Source organism: Methanothermobacter crinale (genome assembly GCF_055397825.1).
In genome coordinates this window covers 1018818-1040200 of the sequence record NZ_AP042450.1, presented here as the reverse complement: position 1 = coordinate 1040200, position 21383 = coordinate 1018818, and the positions used below count along the sequence as shown (strand labels likewise).

Here is a 21383-nt window from a genome sequence, read left to right as displayed (position 1 = left end):
TACTTATTAATTTAATGTGTCAAGTTTAAAAATTTTTATCTTCAAACTCTAGATTCAAGAATTCTAGCATTTAAGGCTTTTATGATATGGATGGCTCTATAAGTATATTCCAGTTCTGAAATGCCAAGATATGAGGATCTTCTGAATCCTCCATCATTGTTTTGGAGGGATAAAACAAAACTTAGGATCTTCTCATTGTCAATCCTGGAATTTAACATTTTGCTCATCCTTAAACCTGCATCCACTGTCTCAATATAGGGTGGATAAGATAAAGGCGTGAATGACCATAATCCTCTTTGCTTGCAACTTTCAAGATAATCTTCTATCTTGTTGGGGATTTGGGATCCATGAGCCCTGAGTATTTCAAGGGCATAGTACGTGTTTATTATATCTGATCCATACCTTCCGAATCCGCCATCAGAATTCTGCTGTGATAAAATCCAGCCTATGACCTCATCTAGGTGGATATCATGCATCCTGAGCACAGAATCAATATAATAAGTTATCTCAAGATTAGATCTTCTATAAGCCTTTCTCAGTCTCCTGATGAACTTTTCAGGTATTCTATAATCTCTGTTGTATTCTTTGAGTATGCTACACCTATAGAACAGTCCCTGGGCGGCGAATGACCCACGCCTGTGAATATCTTCAAGCCAATCCAAGGTCCTTTGAAGATTATATGGCTTTTCGCCAAGCAACTGTAAACTTTTAATGGCATAGTATGTGTTTTTTGAATCTGGAAGTCCCTTATATAAAGTGTAACCTCCATCCTTGTGGGCTCTTCTTCTTATAAAATCCAAAATCTTATCTTTCAATATAGGATCCATCATAATCCCAACTATAATGATCCAAGCCTTATGTCAGTGTCGTACTTATGAACCACTACTTTCATAATCCTAACATATATAATGATCCAAAGGGAGATAGAATATTATTCTATTCTGGAAAAAAATTTCGGTTGGACGATGGAATATGATCAGAAAATGCAACGAATGTAAAGGTAAAGGATACAAAGTAAAAAGTTATAAAATTTGTGAGGCCTGTCACGGGACAGGTTTTCAAGCAGTTGAGGATATAAGTGAACATTTTAAAGGACTCCCCGAGACCGCGAAACAAAAGTTTCAATTAGAGGATGCCCAGGAAGTCCCCTGTCCAATTTGTAAAGGTAAAGGTGAAATCGAGGTTAAAGAGACATGCAGCGCATGCAATGGTAGAGGAGAAATAAACATATGCCCAAAGTGTGGTAAAACAATCGAGGGAACAAGCAAATATTGTCCAGATTGTCAAGAAAGGGATAAAGTTTACATATTACACCCTGCCTGCACCATAGAAGACCTGAGAAAGGACCAAATCTACAAGGGTAAAATAACAAGGATAGAAGATTATGGTGTCTTCGTGAGCTTAAACAATAAAGTATGGGGTCTGATGCGCGGCCTCTTCCCAGACCATAAAATAGGGGACGAAGTCCTTGTGAAGGTAGCCCAAATAAACCATTATAAAGGGGAGGTGGACCTCCTACCAGCCTCTATAAAAGGCTCCTATGAAGTGGTGAAACTAAAAAAGGACATCCCAAGGACCAGGATAGCTAAGATCGACAACAAGAGCCTGGGGAAGACCATACGTATTGTTGGGGAGGTTATACAAATCCAACAGACAACAGGCCCCACAATCTTCACCGTATCCGATGAAACAGGGACAACATCAGTAGCCGCATTTGACGAACCAGGCATAAGAGCCCACCCCCATATACAAGTAGGTCACATCGTAGAGGTTATAGGAGAAGTTAACCAACACAGTGGGAGGATACAAATCGAATCAGAGGTCATGGAGCGCCTTATAGGTAAAGAAGCCTCAGAGGCCCGTAGATTAATCGATGAAGCCATAGATCGTAGGGCGGAACCAGAGAAGACAAGCCTACTCATTGAAAGCGAAATCTTGGAAAAGTTGAGGCCTAGAATGATAGAAGCTGCTAAGGCTATAAGAAGAGCAATATTCGATGGTAGATCAATCCTTGTAAGGCATCATGCCGATGCTGATGGTATATGCGCCGGCGTGGCAATAGAAAAGGCGGTCATACCATTACTTAAGGAGCTGAACCCGAACATAGAAGCAGAATGGCACTATTTTAAGAGAAAACCGAGCAAGGCCCCATTCTATGAATTGGAGGATGTTGTGAAAGATCTGACATACGCACTTGAAGATATGGAAAGGTTCGGGCAAAAACTGCCCCTAATAGTATTGTTAGATAATGGATCCACTGAAGAGGACATAGTAGCTCTGCTAAAAGCCAAAATATATGATATTGAAATCGTGGTAATAGACCACCACTATCCAGGAGAAGTAGTTGATGGGAAAGTAGAAGTAGACAATTATGTTGATGTCCATGTGAACCCTTACCTTGTTGGTGGAGACTCTCAGCTTACAGCAGGCGCCCTCTCAGTTGAAATAGCCAAGATGATAAACCCAGAGATAGAGGAGCGTATACTACACCTTCCAGGGATCGCGGTAATAGGAGACCATGCAAATTCCCAAGAAGCGGAAAAATACATAGAACTCGCAAAAACAAAAGGATATACTAGAGAAGACTTGGAGAAGATCGCGGCTTGCATAGACTTCGAAGCATTCTATCTCAAGTTCATGAATGGTAGGGGGATAATAGACACAATAATAGGCATGGGGAGTCTTGACAAACACAAAAAGCTCGTTGAAACACTCTACAAAGAGTATGAGAAGAGGGTGAAATCACAGTTAAGAGCAGCCCTACCACATGTAAAATCCAAAAAACTGCCAAATGGCATACTACTCAACGTTCTAGATGTTGAAAAATATTCCCACCGTTTCACATTCCCAGCCCCGGGTAAAACCTGTGGCTTCATACACGATCATATAGCGCAAAAGCATGGAGAGGACCAGCCCATAATAACACTAGCCTATGGACCAGACTTTAGCGTGATAAGAGCCACTGACGCAGTCCATGAAAACTTCGGATTCAACTTAAACGAGATAGTATGGGAACTCGCTGATGAAATACCAGAAGCAGCCATTGACGGCGGCGGACACGAATGCGCGGGCTCCCTCAAATACGTTGAAGGTCTTTCAAAAAAGGTTCTTGAGAGGTTCGCCAAGAAAATAGCAAAACTAAAAAGAAAGTAGCCTATAGTAATTGCAATATTTTTTTATTGGACATTCATCATGCCTCGGGTTTATAGGCTTGCAAATTTCCTGTCCAAATTGCACGAAAAGATCATTAAGTTCAATCCAATACTCCCTAGGGACTATCTCCCTCAGCTTTTTCTCAGTCACCTCAGGAGTTCTTGTATCAACGAGACCCAACCTATTACTTATACGATGGACATGTGTGTCAACTGGTATGGCGGCCTTCCCATACGCGTATACAAGGACACAGTTAGCCGTCTTCCTACCAACACCAGGCAACTGTAGCAGATCCTCCAATTTGCTGGGCACCCTACCATCATACTCTTCCAATATTATCCTTGAAACCTCTTTTATCCTTCTAGCCTTCACCCTATAAAATCCAGCTGGTCTTATAAGCCATTCTATCCTCTCTATTGGCGCCTCTGCAATGTCCTTGATTGTTGGATATTCATGGAATAGTCTACTAGTGGCCTCATCAGTATTCTCGTCCCTTGTGCGCTGGGACAATATAGTCCTTATAAGAACTCGATAGGGGTCTCTTTCCTCGAATACGCGCAGAGTATAAAAATTTTTGAGGATCTTGATTATCTTAACTATTTTCATGAAATTTTTCCCAGGAGTCTTTTAAGGCCTTTGAGGAGTCCAACGTCCTCTGTCGCTATCGTGGGTATGACATCAACTTCCCTGCCGATTTCTAGGGTGGAATCATCCAAATCCTGTTTATTCGCGAATACAACATATGGTATCTTTGACTCATCCAACAAATCCATTATACGCTCCTCGGCTGCTGTAACACCCCTACTATTATCAACCACTATTATAGCCCCATCCAAGCCACTGGCTATTATCTCTAACATGAACCTGAACCTTTCATGGCCTGGCGTGGCGAAAAGGTGTATCTTTTCACCATTTAATGTTATGTTACCATAATCAAGGGCCACTGTAACCCCATTATATTCAACCTTCACAGCCTTTTCACATAACCTTTCAAGTGTTGTTGTCTTCCCGGAATCATAGTCTCCAAATATTACAATCTTCTTACCCATTTTCATCCACCTTTAATCTACAACCTAAGGCTAGTAGAGTTTCGATAAACTCTGGAAATGAGACTTTGTATGCTTCGGCATCCTTTATCTTTAACCCCGCCTTGAGGCCTATGAGTGTGAATGCCATTACAAGGCGATGGTCACCATGGGAATATACCATATCGCCCTTTATCTGATCGCCTTTTATGATCATACCATCCCTCTTTTCTTCTACTGGGACTCCTAAGCGCGAAAGTTCCATTGTACAAGTCTTTATCCTGTCAGTCTCCTTGAAACGGGCATGTTCCACTCCACGTATCCTGGTTGTGCCCTCTGCGAGGGCTCCGAGGACGGCTATTGTAGGCAACAGATCAGGACTATCATGTAAGTCCACTTCCACACCATGTAATCTACCATCACTTTCTATTGTAACACTTTCTTGTCTCCTGTGGATAGTAGCCCCCATACCCTCCAATATATCCAATATTATTCTATCGCCTTGTTTTGAATCCATTGGAAGGTTCTTGACTGTTAGTTTCCCGCCCACGGCAGCTACAGCCCCCAGAAGGTATGATGCTGATGAATAATCGCCCTCCACCTGATAATCACGGCCAATGTACTCTCCAGGTTCAACATAGAATGTCTTCTCTCGCGAGTTAAATTCCACCCTAGCATTGAATTTTCTCATAACATCTACTGTCATATCAACATAAGGTTGTGAGATAAAATCTCCCTTGATTTTAACCTCGACACCATCTTCTGATAATGGTCCTGCTATTAATATGGAAGATATGAACTGTGAGCTCACACTACCAGCTATACTGGTCCTGCCGCCTTTGAACCCCCCCTTTACTATGATGGGTGGTCTGCCATTCATCCTAGATGATACTGCCCTAACCCCTAATGGCCTGAGAGCATCTAATAAGTCTTGCATTGGACGTGAACGAAGAGACTCGTCACCAGTGAGTATAGTGTAATGTTCCGCCAATCCAGCCACTGAAGTTAATATACGCAAACTTGTACCCGAATTTTTAAGATCTAGGATGTCATCTGGCGTGCTTGGCCGTCCATTCACACCCTCTATTATCCACTTCCCACCCTCCTTTTTTATCAGGGCCCCGAATTTCTTGCAAGCATAAGCCGAAGCCAGTGTATCCTCAGCTTCCAGCGGATCATACAGAGTTGATGTGCCCCTCGCAAGTGATGCTATTATAATGCCACGATGGGTGTAACTCTTAGAGGGTGGTGCATCCACCATACCATAAATCCTGGGGGATTTTCGAATCTTAAGTTCCATATCTAGTCACACTATAATCTCTAATATTATATCATCCAAGTGTATTATCTCTACCCTTTCTCCCGTGGCCCCAAGAGCCTCCTTTTTAATCTTAAAACATTCTCTTGTTAATTTGTGACCTTCGAATTCTATTATCCCCTCAGTTTCCAACTTTTCGTATATTTCCTCTGGGTCTGAGGATTCTATGAATGATAATATCCTCGGGGCGTCGGATCTGAACTTAGGTCCTATTTTCTCCATGACCGGTTTAACCTCGATGACACGTTCTTTTATCTCTGGTTTGCCAATTATGAGTTCTATCTTTTGTATGTTCATCGTGCCCTTGACATCATTTAAACAATCCCTTATTATACTGTAAAGATTTTCTGTTGTGTAGATGTTCACCTGTTCTAGTGGAGCGTTTAATGGTATCCTATTGGATGATTTGAATCTTCTAAGCGCTCCTATGACCTCCACTGCAAGATCCCCTCTGGCTTCAGTCTCCTCACTGATATATTCTTCTTGAACTTTTGGCCAAGCCTTTGTATGTATGGATCCCTGGCTTATGTATTGGTGGACCTCTTCTGTGAAATGCGGTGCCATCGGAGCCAATAATCTTAAAGACGCTTCCAGAACCTCTTTTAGGGTCCATTGGGCCGCCTTCTTTGAGTTAGGATCATCATCAGAATATAGGCGGTATTTGACCGCCTCTATATATTCATCACAGAATTGGTGCCAGATAAACATTTGTATACTATTTATGGCCCTTGCAAAATTGTAATCCTCAAGAGCCTCTGTAACTTCTAGTATTAGCCGGTTGAGCTTGGATAATATCCACAAGTCCAAGGGTTTAGGCTTTACTTTTTCCACATCCTCAAGATGGAAGCTTATGAACCTAAATGCATTCCAGAATTTCCTAAGGAACTTATAAGCATATTTCACATCCTTCCAAGCAAATGGGACGTCCGAACCAGGGACGCTGTTGGATGCCCATAAGCGGAGGGCATCAGCACCATAATCTTCTAGAACCTCTTCGGGTGTTATAACATTGCCCCTTGATTTGCTCATTTTATGCCCATCCTCGCCAAAGACCATGCCATTTATTATAATTTCCTCAAATGGTTTTTGGCCTGTAAGGGCCTTACATCTTAGTATGGTGTAGAATGCCCATGTACGTATTATATCATGTCCTTGAGGTCTTAGAGTTGCCGGGAATAACTTCTTGTATTCTGGGTTAGGCCAGCCTGCAAGTGCCAAGGGGGATATTGAACTATCCATCCAAGTGTCTAGCACGTCTTCTTCTGGTATGAATTGTTCGCTGCCGCATTCGCATTGGAAGTCTGGGCTAGTCTGTGTAGGATCTACTGGCAACATTTCCTCTTTTGCCACATGAACCTTGCCACAGTTTTCGCAGTACCATACTGGTATGGGTGTTGCGAATACCCTCTGTCTTGAAATGCACCAGTCCCAATCCATGGACCCTGTCCAGTTTAATAGTCTCATCTTCATATGCTCTGGGATCCACTTCATTTCCTCTGCAGCTTCTCTGACATCGTCTATGAGTTTTTTCACGGCCACGAACCACTGCTTCTTAACTAGGATTTCGATGGGGGTCTTACACCTCCAGCAGACGCCAAGGTTCTGTTTTATCCTTTCCTTTTTTATAAGGTAGCCTTCAGTTTCTAGGTCTTCTATTATACGCTCTTTACACTCTCTTATGGTGAGGCCCTTGTATTTGCCCGCGGCTTCTGTCATTTGTCCTTTCTCATCTATGGCCTCTATTATATCCAAGTTGTGACGGTTGACCCATGTCACGTCTGTCTTATCACCAAACGTACATATCATAACTGCCCCTGTTCCAAATTCTGGGTCAACATCTTTATCCTCTATAATTTTGACCCTATGGTTGAATATAGGGACTCGAACGGTTTTTCCCTTCAGTTCATTGTATCTTTCATCTTCCGGGTGTACTGCAACCGCCACACAAGCCGCTAAGAGTTCTGGTCTTGTTGTGGCGATTTCAAGGTGGCCGGAACCTTCCAATGGGAATTTCAAGTAGTTGAGGTTTGTTTCATTTTCTATGTATTCTACTTCTGCGAATGCTATTGCTGTTTCGCAACGAGGACACCAGTTGACCGGGTGCACACCCCTATAGATCAGACCATCCTCATACATTCTGAGGAATGAAAGTTGGGTTTTTTTCATATATTCTGGTGTCATTGTAACGAATTCTGTGCTCCAATCTTGGCTGAAGCCTAATCTCCTCATCTGCTCTTTCATACGTTTTATGTTCTCTGTTGTGAGTTCTATGCAAAGTTCCCTGAATTCTTCCCTGGGGATGTCGCTCTTTTTTATATTGTAGGTCTCTTCAACCTTCACTTCTGTTGGGAGCCCGTGACAATCCCACCCTTGTGGGAATAACACATCATATCCTCTCATCCTCTTGAATCGGGCGATTATATCCATGTAAACCCAATTCAGAACATGGCCCATATGTATTGAACCAGTTGGATAAGGTGGTGGTGTGTCAATAATATACTGCGGTCTTGTCTCATCACCCCTAAATTTGTATAATCCTTGTTCCTCCCACTTACCCTGCCATTCAGTTTCCTTCCTATGATCATAATCCTTTGGGATCTCACTATCCATGAATTATCCCCCTTAAGCTGATAATATTGAAAAGTTTTATTAGACAATTGGCATCCAAATAATATATCAATTACTAATAATAGAGACTATCCCCCCCAATTATGGTGAATATTAATGGAGCTTGTATGGTTTTATATAGCAGTCTTCCTCGCAATAAGCGACGAACTACACACCAGGATACTCTGGAAAACATTCATGGACTTCTACATACTATTAGCTGGTATTATAAGAGAGATTGTACACTCAAACATACGATTATGGCTCATACACGAAGGCCTTGAAGCCCTATTCCATTTTATAATACTTTCAATCATCTTCCTATCAATTGAAATAGGATTCCTAGCAGCCATCATACACCTAATAGTAGATATCTACCATCAAATCACCGGCTTAGAACATGGCTGGCTCTACCATAGAGCCCTACACTTCACAATAGAATCATTCTTCTTCATTCTAGTATTATCCTAAACTCTTTTTAAAAAAAGTTTATTAGGGTATCCTTAACATCAAATTATAGTGAGGGGGATGTTATTGTTAGAGGAGGGTTCCATTGTAGAAGGCCCTTTTTGGCCAGAACCATTAGAAATAAAAAGTATAGAAAAAATTGGCGAAGATTCGTACCGTATTGTGGGTGTTCTTGTCAATTCAAGAAAACATGAGGAGAATATATTATCATCGGATGAGCTTGAAATGTTATGATTCTACAATTCAACATCAAACCGAAAAATATTGGGATGACTCGATCATTATGCGACGCCCAGGAGGAATGTACAGAAACCCAAAAAGAGGCTGTGAAATACAATAAGGGGCCCCTACTTATAATTGCGGGGCCAGGAACAGGTAAAACCCGAGTACTCATAGAAAAAGTAGCATATCTTATAAAAAAGGAGAAAACGGATCCTGAGAGCATACTTGTTATAACATTTACTGAGAAGGCCGCCGAAGAACTTAAAAATCGACTAACAAAATGTATAGGTTTAGATGTTGAAAGCATGCAAGTTTCCACAATCCACTCATTCTGCAACAAGATACTGCACGAATACAATGAATACCATGAATTCGGCGCCGACTTCGACATCCTAGACGAAGACAGCCAACTCATCTTTATAAGATCCCACTTTTACAGGTTAGGACTCAACAAATACATAAGGATGAGCGAAGCCCCAGATGTCATAAACTTCTTTAATGAATGCAGCGAAAACATGATAGAACCAGACGAATTCAAAAAGACACTAAAAAGGGAACATCCGAAAAAGAGAAGATATCATGGCCTCTGCGACTGCTACAAGAAATACCTAGAATTACTTAAAAAAGAAGGTAAAATAGATTTCCCAGGATTGCAAAAAACTGCCGTTGAACTCCTAGAATCAAATGAAAGTATAAGGGAGGATTTGAGAAGGCGCTTCAAATACATTCTCATCGACGAATACCAGGACACCAACCCCATACAAGAAAGATTATTCGAACTCATCACTGGTGAAAATATTTGCGTAGTAGGTGATGAAGACCAGAGCATCTACGGTTTCAGAGGATCTACAGTAGAGAATATCATATCATTTGAGGATAAATTTAACGCCCACAAAATAATCCTCGACGAAAATTTCAGGTCAAGGGCTGGTATCATAAAAATAGCTGACGAATTTATGAAAAAGAGCCGCCACCACAAGAAAAAGATAAAACCTAAACGAAAAGGTGGCTATGATGTTATAATCATAGAAAGCAGAGACACTAAAGACGAAGCCCGAAGGATCGTTAAATTACTGAAAAATTTTAAAAGGGATAATATAATCCCAGATTACGGTTACGTAGCCCTACTTTTCAAGAGCGTGAAATATCATGCAGGTAAGATCCTAACAGAACTTGAAAGAGAAGGCATACCATATACCATAAAAGGGGATGGCTCATTCCTCGAAAAAGATGAAATAAGGAATATACTATACTTCATGGGATATGTTAGCCCTCCACGCTACAAGAACTTTAAACGTTGGGACTGGTGGAATATTTCAACGTTCAAAGGAGAATTACTAGGACTTACCAATGAAACCAAGAAGGCCCTTGACAACCTCCCCCGGAGATTCAAACTATCATCACTCCTAAAAAAGAAATCATTCAAAAAAGCAGGTATAACCAACCCAGAGGATATAAAGAAACTCTTAAACCTGAACAGACTCAAAGAAGAGATAAAGGAGAAACCTACGAGTATCCTCCGGATATTTTATAGGATACTTGAAATTACTGGCTACCTAAAACGTCTAATAAAAGAAGGCAGCTCCGAGAGTAAGATGAAACTTCTCAACCTTGCAAAGCTCAGCTCAATAATCCACAAGTACGAAAGAACGCACATCAGGCCTAGCGTACAAGACCTCTTGTGGTATTTTTATTTATTGCCAAAGCACATGCAATATGATGGAGAAACCCTTGACAATCCAAACTCTGTTAAGATAATGACAATACACCAGGCTAAGGGCCTTGAATTCCCAGTCGTTATCCTATGCTCTGTAATAAATTGTAGATTCCCCAGAAAAGCCAAGAAAGACAGGACCTTTATTCCTATACCAGGGCATCTTAAACTCTTCAAGGGTCAGTTAGGTGATGAGGAACGTCGCCTATTTTATGTTGCCATGACACGAGCCCAAGATATCCTCATAATATCAACAGCCCAGAGGATTCGCACTAGGAAAGTGGGACATTCACCATTCATAAAAGAGCTTATAGATAAGTGCGAACTTGAATGGGGCTGCAAGAGAGTGGAAAAGTGCGTTAAAAGGAGTCTTGAGGAGAATAGGATAATGACAGTTGACTTCTCATCCCTCTACGCATACAATGAGTGTCCATTCAGATACATGATGATATACCATTATGGTTTCATTTATCCCGAAACTCCAATGCAACGTTATGGCAAAACATTGCACAATTGTCTGGAAATCCTGCACAAAAAAATGAAAATAAAAGAAAAAATAGACATTAAAGAACTTGTCAAAGCCTGCCAGGGAAAAAGATGCAAAGAATTGGAAAATCAACTAGAAAACTATTATAATAAAAACAAAGATTATATAAAAAGGATTATAGCCGTTGAAGAGCCATTCTCCATCCCCAAAGAAGATATAATAATAAGGGGCAGAACAGATCTCATAATAGAAAACAAGGATGGAGAACTAGAACTCATAGACTTTAAGGCGAAGAAAAAAACTAACATCGAACATATGGGCGTAGACTTCCAACTTAGAACATACGAATATGCGCTCTCAAACAAATACAACTTTGACAAACTAACAGCCTACACAATCCTAGATAATAAGAGAACAAGCCTCAAACCAGACCCAGAATATAAAATAAAAGATAAAATCGAAAAAATAGTAAACCTTATAAAAAGAGGAGAATTCGAGCCGAGAAAAACCTACTTTTGCAGATTCTGCATATTCCAGGATATCTGCGGAATCGGAGGATAAAATATGCATTTCAAAGGATTTTATGACATTTTAAGGGAAAACTTGGACAAATACCGGGGAAACTATGAGATGATAATAGACTATGCCCCAGAGATTTTCCAACTACTCTCAGAACTATTAGATGATAAGAAACTCAACCCCAAAGAACGCCTCATGATATGCGCCACCCTAGGATACTTCGTAGCACCCTATGACATCCTACCTGAAGAAATTTATGGACCACACGGTTACATCGACGACATATACCTCTGCTCACTCATCATAGAAAAAATAGCAGAAAACCTCGGCTACGATTACCTTGAAAAGTACTGGAAAGGCGAAGAAGACCTGAAATCAACGATCAAAGAATGTCAAAAACATTCAAAAGAAATACTAGGCAAAGACGCGAAAAAAATACTATCATATACAGGCTTAGAAAACCTGGACTAAAATCTTTCAAGCTTAATATCCATAGGCTCCAAAGGCTTTTTCACATTCACACCATTCCTAGCAGCCCACTTCTCAATACTCCGTAGAAGGAACTTCAAACCCAACTTTATCAAAGGCGAAAACAAGAATGAAACAATACCAGGCTTCACAATCTTGAAACCATGCTCAAATTCCCAGAGTATCTGCCTCCAAGCATGATAAATATGCAATAACCTACCAGGTGTAAGTTGACCGTCAACATCAAAAAACTCCTCCTCCTTTAGAAGGCCCATTGGCACGAAGGCCAAGGGCACAACTATGAAATGAGCCTTTTCACCCAATTCTTTTCTGAGTTTCTCCCTCATCGTGATTATCAGCCTGGCAGTGTCGATCTCATCTTCTTCTGTTTCACCTGGCAAGCCCACAATACTTGTATAGGCAGGGAACCAGAAATACTTGTTAAAAGCATAAGTTCCATTCAGCAATACCCAAGGCCATTCATTCGCATCAAAGGGCTTCACCTTATTATTCCCAATCTTCTCTATAAGCGTGGGAGAAGCCGTCTCTAATCCCACTTGTATACCCACCCATCTATGTATGTTAGCATCATTTAATTCCGCCACTTTCTCCAAGATCCTCGGCGCGGCCAAAGCCCCGCTAACATTCCCATGTGTTGGATTCGCATAATCCACTCTCTTCAAAACCTCCTCGAATAATCTGATCACAGCGTCCTCATTTGGCCGATAATGCTTTTTATTCTCTATCATGTAATTGAATATGTCTTCGCTATGAAGCCATGCCGAACTCTGACCAGCCCTACTATTCACCTCAACTTCCTCTATTATCTTTTCCATCGGATAGAATCTGGCTTTCCGGATATTAGGGTCGCAGAACTTGCAGCCACGACCACATCCCCTCATAACCTCTATCATCCCCTTATATGATGGGTTTAGAATAGTTGGTATTTCATCAGTGGATGGCCATCCCTTAACATGGATTATTTTGTGAGCGCACCCATCCTCTATCTCCCTGAATATCTTGATGATTTGATGTTCTGTCTCACCTATTATTAAATGGTCTATGCCAAGCTTTTCCATTTCATCCTTTTTGACTTCTAATTGCCAGGCCCCGGGGCCTCCCACAACAATCTTAAAATCTAAGCCCTTCACTCGCCTATATTCATTTATCTTTTTTATGAGGGATGTGAATTTTATCCTGGTATATGATGGTAATTTTCCGCCTTCTGTGAATATCATTGTAACTGGTCCAAGGCCAAGAGGGTCCATGGCTGTTACAGCAACTATCCTAGTATCTTCTTTGATGAATTTTTCTATGTGTTGTGGATGAGCAACCACAACATCCTTGTAACTTTTAAGTAATGCTGCCTCGATTTTACGTAGAGAATATGGTGCGAATGTCAATCGACCATTCTTGTGAGGTACCTGCGTGTCTATGAACCTATAAAGGATTGGAGGTATCCTCTGTGGAGGTGCGCATCCAAGGAAATCTGCAAGGGGCAAATCCCTATAAGTTGTTGTTAACGTTTCATCAGCTGTTAAGATGATCCTCAAATTCAAACCCCCATAGGGGGGTCCTATGTTAAACTTTTAAGGACAGTTTTTAAAACTACTTTGATCATGTGAGGATGCTTAATATAATAAGATAATCTTCTATAAAATTTGAAGTAAGCCTCAAATAATTTCCTTTTAACGATTTTTCTGCTAAGACCAAATCTTTCATATTTTATAACAGGATCGAGGACCGTGTATTTTTCCCAGTCCTTTTCGATTAATCCTTTCTTTTCAAGTTTTTGGTAGATGGGCGTCCCTGGGAATGGTGTTAGAATAGAATATTGTGCATAATCTGGGTCAAGTTTAATGGAAAAATCTATTGTTTTGTCCATTTCAGCTGGTGTCTCCCCAGGATATCCGAACATGAATGATGCCATAACTTCTATTCCAAGGTCCTTCGCGATCTTAACAGCATCCTCTGACTGCCTTAACGTGATTTTCTTGTTCATAAGGTTTAGGACTCGTTGAGAGCCCGACTCTATACCATAATATATTGATTGTAAACCCGCACTTTTAAGATTACTTAACAGTTGCTTGTCGATGGTGTTCACCCTTGATGATGTGCTCCATGTAATATCCAAGGATCTTTCCTTGATCTCGTCAGCTATTGCAAGTGCTCTTCTCTTATTTAATACGAAAGTATCATCTATGAATCCTATCTCTTCGATTTTGTATTTGTCGTAGAGTTCTTCGATCTCATCAACCACATTTTCAGGAGATCGTGCCCTGAACCTCCTACCCATGATAAGGGATGATGAACAGTATCTGCAAGAGTATGTGCATCCTCTGCTTGTTATAATGTGTGCCTGGCCATTCTTTGATGTTTCATATTCCTTGAATGGTACAAGGTGCCTTGCAGGGAATGGGATGCTGTCAAGGTCTTGTATGAATGGCCTGGGCTCATTGACTTTTATCCTGGATTGATTGCGATATGCTATCCCTTTAACCTCTTCTAATCCTTCTTTGCCTCTTTTCTCATACTTTTCCGCAAGTTCTATGAAAGTTTCTTCACCTTCACCTATCACAACAGTGTCCAATTCTTTTAAACTTTTCAGAGTATCTATTGGTAAAAATGTTGTATGAGGTCCGCCAATGACTGTTAAAACATCTGGTAATAAACGTTTAATGGATTTAATATATTCTAGACTACTTTTGATCGTTGCCGTGGTTGCGGTGACACCCACTATGAAAGGATTAAGCTTTTCCACGAGCTTATTCACTTGGTTATATCCCCACTCTTTAAGAGAGTCATCTAAAATCTTAACAGAAAAGGATGCTTTCTCCAATGAGGCCCCAAGATACATTAGATTGAGGGGAGGAGCCTGTAACTCCAACATTTCACTTACATGGGTCTTGTCAAGAGGATTTATAAGTACAACATCTGCCATTGTTTTACACCTATGGTATGTTTAAAGGAAGGATGAGCACACCCTTATATATGTATGTGAGTACTTACACGCATATAAGTGTTTCCCACACACTATAACTTTCATGGCCATAAACCTGATACGGCATCGAAAATCTCTAAGAAGACTTCTTCATTTCCAAATACAAAATGGAGGATGCCTACTATCATCCCTTTGCCTTAGCTCTGTGCTCATGGATGAACACCAAAAAATAGCATTTCTACGGAAAAAAATTCTCCAGCACTCATATATAATATTTTTGATTCAAGAGAAATGCGAAAAAATTAATAAAAAAATCCATTAGAAATCTGTTCATATTTTTTTAGTGTGGGGTGAGGTTCGTGACAAATGAAATAACATGTCCAAAATGCGGAACCCTAAACCCTTCGGAAGCGGATTTCTGTCAAAATTGCGGGAAAAAGTTTGGAATTGAATATGCAAGTTTGGGACAGAGAATCGGAGCATGCCTACTCGACCTTATTATAATCGTTATAGGTATATTTATTATTATTTGGATAGTAAGTTACCTCATCGTCAGTTTAGGTTTTTATTTGTCAAGTTCTGAAACATACTGGGTGGGTGTTGTGATAGGCTTCTTAGTAGAATTTGGTTATTTTATTTTTCTAGAAGCTGCTAGTAAAGGTCAAACCTTAGGTAAAATGGCGCTTTCAATAAGAGTTGTGGATAAAGATACAGGAGAAGGTATAGGCTGGGGGCAAAGTCTCATACGAAACCTATTAAGAATAATTGACTTCCTGTTTGCTGGTCTGATAGGGATAATATTAATCGCCAGCTCGGATGAAAATCAAAGATTGGGTGATAAGGCAGCCAACACCATAGTTATCAAGGAATAGGAGGGCTTGAATCACCTTTTTCACGTAATCCCATAAATATGAGTCTGGGGGGGTCAATTCTTGTATTGTGCGAGATGCGGGGCGAAAAACCCCGAAAAAGCGAAATTCTGCCAGAAATGCGGCGCAAGATTAACCTATGAAGTGAGTGGCCGGGGTGGATTTTTAGATAAGGTGCCTGGTTTCAGGTCAAGGAGTCCTTGGAAGATGGTCTTGGCATCCTTTGGATATGTTTTAATTGCTGTCTTAGCAATTTATATTATCAGTTGCCTTCTGGTTGATGTGGACGTTTCGCTAACTGTAAATTCGGCATATGCCCTAGACAGTGTCGTTAATAACACACCAAACAATGATAGGTTCATTGTTATGAACGTGACGGTGAAAAACAATGGAAAAGATCCAATAAGGGTTTATGCAAGCGATTTCAGCCTTCTACGTGAAAATGAATACATGGATTATTCAAATTTTTATGGTCAGGGCACAGACATCCCAGAAAGTGTTGAAATACCTGGAGGGGAAAGTAGAAGCTTCTTACTAGTTTTTGACGTTGAAGGAAGCCCAGAGATTATAGAATATACTTCTATTTTGGATCCGCTTTCAGAGCCAAAAAATGCTGGTATAGGTTCCATCAAAACCATACCAAGCCCTGGAATATATGCAAACTACAAATGGGATGGCACAGTAAATAATAAGACCTATTCCTTGAAAGGAAATGTTACCTATAGGAATGCCACGGCAGGAAACATAGAGGAAGTCATCGAAAGGAGCGGCGAGACAATATGGCTAAGCAGCGAAGTGTATCAAGAGCCAATAGCTTCCCAATCCTCCACTTTTGATCCTGAAACACTCCAAGATGAGAACGGGACATATTCTTCCCAATGCTTCTTCCCTAGGGATGCGTTAACAGCACCAGGCGACTCCATACCAGTCTTTGAAAATGGAGAAGAAGTAGGAACTGAAACCTTGGAGGGTTCCAGTACAATAGATTTCATGGGCAAAAAAGTCGAATGCTGGGTAACCAAAATAGAAGGGAATGGCGTGAGAGAAACATGCTATTATGATAAAACAACAGGATTACTACTGAAGGTGGTGGGCACAGAAAAGGGCAGCGCCTATGGAGTCAGCTATACAGGCTCATATACCATACTCCTAGAGAATGCAAACATCCCAATAATCGGACTCCAATAAAAATTGGAGGTGAATAAAAGATGGATAAGAAGTATTGGGCTTTGATAATAGTTTTAGTGTTAGTTGTCGGCGGCTATGCAAGCTACTATGCATATGCCATGACAACACTCGTCCCAAAAGACCTGAAAACCTTTAAGGATGACTTGAAGGCAATGGAAGAGCCATTCATAACACCCAGTGAAATAAAAGAAATGGAAGAGATAAGATCAATGCTTGAAGGAGTTGACCTTAAGGTCATCCCAGCAGAAGAAAGAAAAAAGATAGCAGATGAAATTAGAAGTGAAATACCATTAAAAGAACTCCAAGAGTTTAAATATAATTGTAGCAGTAATCGGGAAGACGTGGCTTTCAGATATGATGTTCTATTGATGGGGGATGTTGCAAAGGACATAAGGGAAGTCTACAGCAAAGACGTAGAAGAAAAAGCAGAAAAGCTAATCACCCTCATGAACAAGATGGCCGACGATTTTGAGAAAGGCGATACAGAAGCCCTCAAAGCAGATATAGATGAATTCATAAAATTAGGTAAAGAGTTGGAGAATTGGAGAGTTAAAATAGGAAAGCCAGGACTTCAGAGGATAGTTGAGAAACTAGGCGGCTAAAACATGAGCTCTCCCTTTTTTTATATTCTTTTAGATATTTTTTTACAAAAAAGATTAATAATGATTTTTTTCTACTATTTTTAGTGGAAAGTTTCTAGCGGTAATATAGGCTGTGATTTTTTGAATGAAAAAAAAGATGATACAGAGGGTGTTGCTCTCATCACAGGAGACCCTAGAAGAGCCATTCTGAAACTTTCAAGTCATCTTATCGTTGCCATGCTCTTAACATCAACCTATAATTTAATAGATGCAATTTGGGTTTCTGGATTGGGAGGAGATGCCCTCGCAGCTATTGGATTCGTCACACCAATTTACATGATACTCGTCGGCCTATCAAATGGCCTTGGAGCCGGTGCAACCTCAGCCATTTCCAGATGCATCGGAGCCAAAAAAACTAAACGAATGAACAACACTGCAATACACACCATAATACTCACACTTATCATTTCACTACTCATCACCCTACTATTAGAATTTTCCCTAAAAAATCTCCTTTTAATGTTAGGAGCGAGAAATGCCCTCAATCTTTCCCTCACCTATGGTCGTATAATATTTGCCGGTACAATTTTCATACTATTCACAGGTTCTGCTTATGGAATACTACGAGGCGAAGGGGACACCAAAAGAACCATGTATGCCATGATAATATCAGCTATCATTAACATGATACTAGACCCCATCCTCATCTATTCACTAAAGATGGGCATTGCCGGAGCAGCATGGGCAACCTTAGCATCCCAAGCACTCGTATCAGCCATTATAATATACTGGTTCCTTTACAAAAAAGACACATTCACAAGATTGTCATGGAAATATTTCAAAGCCAACTTCAAAGTCGCTAAATCCATCCTAGAAGTCGCCTTACCAGCCAGTGTAGAATTTTTCGTGATCTCTGCAGGGACAGCTATCCTCAACATAATATTCGTTACAGTAGCTGGGACCGATGCAGTAGCAGTCTATTCAGCCGGTTGGAGAGTTGTGATGATAGGCTTTGTACCACTCATATCAATTGGCACAGGCACCATTACCGTGGCAGGGGTAGCCTACGGAGCCAGAAAATACAACAACCTCTCTATAGCCCATAACTATTCTATAAAAATGGGCATGCTCGTGGCCACAGTCACAAGCACACTAACTTTCGTCCTTGCACCATATATTTCAATGATATTTACATATTCTCCACAAGCGAGACATTTAGCCCCGACAATAACCGAATTTCTGAGGATAATGTGCCTATTCTACATCTTCATACCCCCAGGCCTCATGTCCAATTCCATATTCCAAGGCATAGGGAAAGGAACAACCTCACTAATATTAACAATAATAAGACAATTACTCTTCATAGTTATATTCGCCTATATATTAGCCATCATGTTTAATCTTGGCCAGCGAGGGGCTTGGTGGGGTATAGTTGCAGGTGATATTGTAGGGAGTATGATAGCATGCCTTTGGGCCCGAATTTACATAAAACGGTTACAACAACTACACTGAAGCCTCAATTTACCCCCCCTTTAGTGTCATGGGAAGATGACATTCCCCCGCAGCATGCTCCTTCCCATCCTTTCTGTAAAAAAACCTTATAATCGAATCCATGTTGCATGATCTCTTGCTATATGAATTCTATTTTCCCATTATCAACATGGATCTTACCTTAAAGATTAGTATCTTCCTCGTTATCATGTATTCCAACAACTACTGGCTTATATTACCCTTCACCCCTTCCAAATTGCGAATTTTTAGAATGTGAAAACTTTTCAATTAAAGATATTAGATGAGAGAGGGTTTATCATGGATAAGGCAACGAAGGTTCTCCTCCATTTGTTTTATCCTAGTTTGGATTCCTAGGATTTACAACTGAAATGTTAATGCAGATCTCCAAGGAAGTCCCCATTATGCAAAGAGAGAAAAGTATACCTGAAAACGAGATGGACCCGTCAACCAAGCTAGCACATTCGAAGATAATGGTGGAATTACAGCATTCCCAGCCGAAATTTTGACATATATGGGTGAACTGGGTCCTATATGTCCATTCTGCGGCGGTCAAGCCTAGCAATATGCTACCGGCCCCCAAGGAGACTTATGGTATTATTATCATTGCTTCAACTGTGGAAGAAATTTTGCAGAATACAATAAATGTATTTACATAGTAGATAGAACAAACCAAAAGTTCTTCAGTATACTTCATCCTAGCCGGAAGCTTTTACCCATATAAGCTTGCACAAGAATTCAGCAGCCAACCTGGCCAAGAACCACACAAAATGAGCCCGCCACAGAAAATACGGCTGGGACATGATAGTCATAGGCACCTACACCCCCATAATTAGTGAAATGTAAAACCGCCACAAATAAAAGCTTCTGAATATCTTGTCCACCTAAAACTGTTGTATAGAATTATGAAAGAAAAGCTATAGCGTCTATAACTACATCAAATATATGGTTATGGTAGGGCCCTGATTTCCTCGAAGAGATAAATGCTGTCCCATATTTTAACAAATGAGCAACATGAAGCTTTCATTTTTACCAACCCCCAACCTTCCTATGCTGAGTGGAAAAATATAGAGAAAATCCCATAAGTACCCATCCCCTAACAGAAGACCTATTCAAAAAGGGCATAAACAAAAAAAAGATAACTATTCAACAAGATTGAAAAACATTTACAAAGTATCGTTAATCATGCGAAAAATCCGCTCCCGCAATAACGGAAGAAACCTGCCAACACCGACGCCACTTACATCAAATTAGATGAAACGCTCAAAATAAAATATAATAACAACTTTGCAAACCCCCATTACTCAAAAAACCAACATAAAACCGTACTCAAAACTCTAACCCGCAAATCCGCCAACACATTTCCACAAACTAAACCCAACCCCAAAACTAACAAAGTCCCTAATTTAGAATTTACATGTTCCCCTTGCACGTTAGATTCCCATGACCAACAAAGGATTTTAATTGACTGTGAATTCCAATCCCATAAGGGGGGATCCTTCACGCTAACGTTGAAAAAAATAATATCGAGGTTATAAAGATCCAGTATGTTCGCCTCTGTTCCAGCATTTTTTTAGCGTTCACAAAATCAAAATATCTCCTACCAATACCAAAGAAAGGTGGATGTTAGTAACCCCCCCAAAAGACTTTTTTTCAAGCTATGAAACATGTATATCTCTTAATGTCTCTTATGTAACAGCATATATTGATTGTTACATAAGAACTCTAGCCCTAGGTCTTGGTTTAAACCCTTCTGTTTATTTTTAAAGCTCTCAAGATATTTCCCTAATCACAAGAAGATCTTCCTTGTTCTGTTGGAAGTATTGCAACTCTCTTTCTATGCTTATCGAAAATGAAAAGACCTATAAAATCAACAAAAAAGATCTCAAAGAATAGGGTTTTCATTGAATAGAATGATCGGCTTTTTACTCTTCCATGCAATTTTGATAGTCGCATTTATTTCGCCGCGCAACTCATCAAGCACCAGCGAAAAGGACACTAATGCTTCACTTCCTGAAAAGATATGTTCAAAACAAGAGTCGTGTCAGCATGAAAACTCCATTTTACGAAACAGAACCCTTACGTGAAAATGATTATAGGCCATTTACCGCTGCCCCCCGTGAATATGAATAGCTATACAACTAAAAACGAATAGAATCCAAGAACCAAAGCAGGAATATGATTTTAGAAGAATGACATAAGATAGTCGAATTTAAATTCACTTTAAAGTATGAGCATTTCATGAAGCTGATTCAAAAAGCAGAAAATTCCACGCAGGGAGAATAGAATAATCAATTATAAAAACAGGGAATAT

Annotated in this window: 16 protein-coding genes; 9 read left to right on the top strand and 7 right to left on the bottom strand. The window is 40.3% G+C overall.

Annotation, left to right across the window (positions count from 1 at the left end):
• Window positions 1–41: 41 nt before the first annotated feature.
• Window positions 42–815 (bottom strand): prenyltransferase/squalene oxidase repeat-containing protein, encoded by a 774-nt coding sequence (locus ACZ5XX_RS06060; protein WP_464583504.1) that lies wholly within the window; start codon window positions 813–815, stop codon window positions 42–44.
• Between the two features lie 157 nt (window positions 816–972).
• On the opposite strand from ACZ5XX_RS06060, the gene ACZ5XX_RS06055 reads away from it, so the two are divergent.
• Window positions 973–3153 (top strand): OB-fold nucleic acid binding domain-containing protein, encoded by a 2181-nt coding sequence (locus ACZ5XX_RS06055; protein ID WP_464583502.1) that lies wholly within the window; start codon window positions 973–975, stop codon window positions 3151–3153.
• Here the strand turns inward: ACZ5XX_RS06055 and ACZ5XX_RS06050 are convergent.
• The 4 genes from ACZ5XX_RS06050 to ACZ5XX_RS06035 are packed head-to-tail and all read right to left on the bottom strand — an operon-like array spanning window position 3139 to window position 8106.
• Window positions 3139–3759: an endonuclease III domain-containing protein gene (locus ACZ5XX_RS06050; protein ID WP_464583500.1), complete on the bottom strand. Its 621-nt coding sequence runs from the start codon at window positions 3757–3759 to the stop codon at window positions 3139–3141. The genes ACZ5XX_RS06055 and ACZ5XX_RS06050 overlap by 15 nt on opposite strands.
• A complete protein-coding gene (locus ACZ5XX_RS06045; RefSeq protein WP_464583498.1) occupies window positions 3756–4202 on the bottom strand; it encodes a GTP-binding protein in 447 nt (148 codons plus the stop codon). Before ACZ5XX_RS06045 ends, ACZ5XX_RS06050 begins: the two co-directional genes overlap by 4 nt.
• Window positions 4195–5478, bottom strand: a complete 1284-nt coding sequence (gene aroA / locus ACZ5XX_RS06040; RefSeq protein WP_464583496.1) for a 3-phosphoshikimate 1-carboxyvinyltransferase — start codon at window positions 5476–5478, stop codon at window positions 4195–4197. Before aroA ends, ACZ5XX_RS06045 begins: the two co-directional genes overlap by 8 nt.
• A gap of 6 nt (window positions 5479–5484) precedes the next feature.
• Window positions 5485–8106, bottom strand: a complete 2622-nt coding sequence (locus ACZ5XX_RS06035; protein WP_464583494.1) for a valine--tRNA ligase — start codon at window positions 8104–8106, stop codon at window positions 5485–5487.
• 114 nt (window positions 8107–8220) lie between these two features.
• On the opposite strand from ACZ5XX_RS06035, the gene ACZ5XX_RS06030 reads away from it, so the two are divergent.
• The 4 genes from ACZ5XX_RS06030 (at window position 8221) to ACZ5XX_RS06015 (ending at window position 11984) form a co-directional block, all read left to right on the top strand.
• Window positions 8221–8574 (top strand): hypothetical protein, encoded by a 354-nt coding sequence (locus tag ACZ5XX_RS06030; protein ID WP_464583492.1) that lies wholly within the window; start codon window positions 8221–8223, stop codon window positions 8572–8574.
• Between the two features lie 63 nt (window positions 8575–8637).
• On the top strand, window positions 8638–8805 hold the full coding sequence (locus ACZ5XX_RS06025; protein ID WP_464583490.1) for a hypothetical protein: 168 nt from the start codon (window positions 8638–8640) through the stop codon (window positions 8803–8805).
• 35 nt (window positions 8806–8840) lie between these two features.
• Window positions 8841–11555, top strand: coding sequence for an ATP-dependent helicase (locus ACZ5XX_RS06020; protein WP_464583488.1), 2715 nt, complete (start codon window positions 8841–8843; stop codon window positions 11553–11555).
• Between the two features lie 3 nt (window positions 11556–11558).
• Window positions 11559–11984 carry a YkvA family protein gene (locus ACZ5XX_RS06015; RefSeq protein ID WP_464583486.1) on the top strand — a complete coding sequence of 142 codons (426 nt, stop codon included), beginning with the start codon at window positions 11559–11561 and terminating at the stop codon, window positions 11982–11984.
• Here ACZ5XX_RS06015 and ACZ5XX_RS06010 read toward each other — a convergent pair.
• Both ACZ5XX_RS06010 and ACZ5XX_RS06005 read right to left on the bottom strand, forming a co-directional pair.
• Window positions 11981–13534, bottom strand: coding sequence for a B12-binding domain-containing radical SAM protein (locus ACZ5XX_RS06010; protein WP_464583484.1), 1554 nt, complete (start codon window positions 13532–13534; stop codon window positions 11981–11983). The genes ACZ5XX_RS06015 and ACZ5XX_RS06010 overlap by 4 nt on opposite strands.
• Window positions 13535–13557: 23 nt before the next feature.
• A complete protein-coding gene (locus ACZ5XX_RS06005; RefSeq protein ID WP_464583482.1) occupies window positions 13558–14922 on the bottom strand; it encodes a B12-binding domain-containing radical SAM protein in 1365 nt (454 codons plus the stop codon).
• A gap of 359 nt (window positions 14923–15281) precedes the next feature.
• Here ACZ5XX_RS06005 and ACZ5XX_RS06000 point away from each other — a divergent pair, with 359 nt between their 5' ends.
• The 4 genes from ACZ5XX_RS06000 to ACZ5XX_RS05985 all read left to right on the top strand — a co-directional run bounded on the left by ACZ5XX_RS06000 (window position 15282) and on the right by ACZ5XX_RS05985 (window position 19072).
• Window positions 15282–15794: an RDD family protein gene (locus tag ACZ5XX_RS06000; RefSeq protein WP_464583480.1), complete on the top strand. Its 513-nt coding sequence runs from the start codon at window positions 15282–15284 to the stop codon at window positions 15792–15794.
• A gap of 60 nt (window positions 15795–15854) precedes the next feature.
• Entirely contained in the window at window positions 15855–16979 is a 1125-nt protein-coding gene (locus tag ACZ5XX_RS05995) for a DUF4352 domain-containing protein (RefSeq protein WP_464583478.1), read from the top strand.
• Window positions 16980–16999: 20 nt separating this feature from the next.
• Window positions 17000–17581 carry a hypothetical protein gene (locus ACZ5XX_RS05990; RefSeq protein WP_464583476.1) on the top strand — a complete coding sequence of 194 codons (582 nt, stop codon included), beginning with the start codon at window positions 17000–17002 and terminating at the stop codon, window positions 17579–17581.
• Between the two features lie 120 nt (window positions 17582–17701).
• Window positions 17702–19072: an MATE family efflux transporter gene (locus ACZ5XX_RS05985; RefSeq protein WP_464583474.1), complete on the top strand. Its 1371-nt coding sequence runs from the start codon at window positions 17702–17704 to the stop codon at window positions 19070–19072.
• The last annotated feature ends 2311 nt before the right edge of the window (window positions 19073–21383 follow it).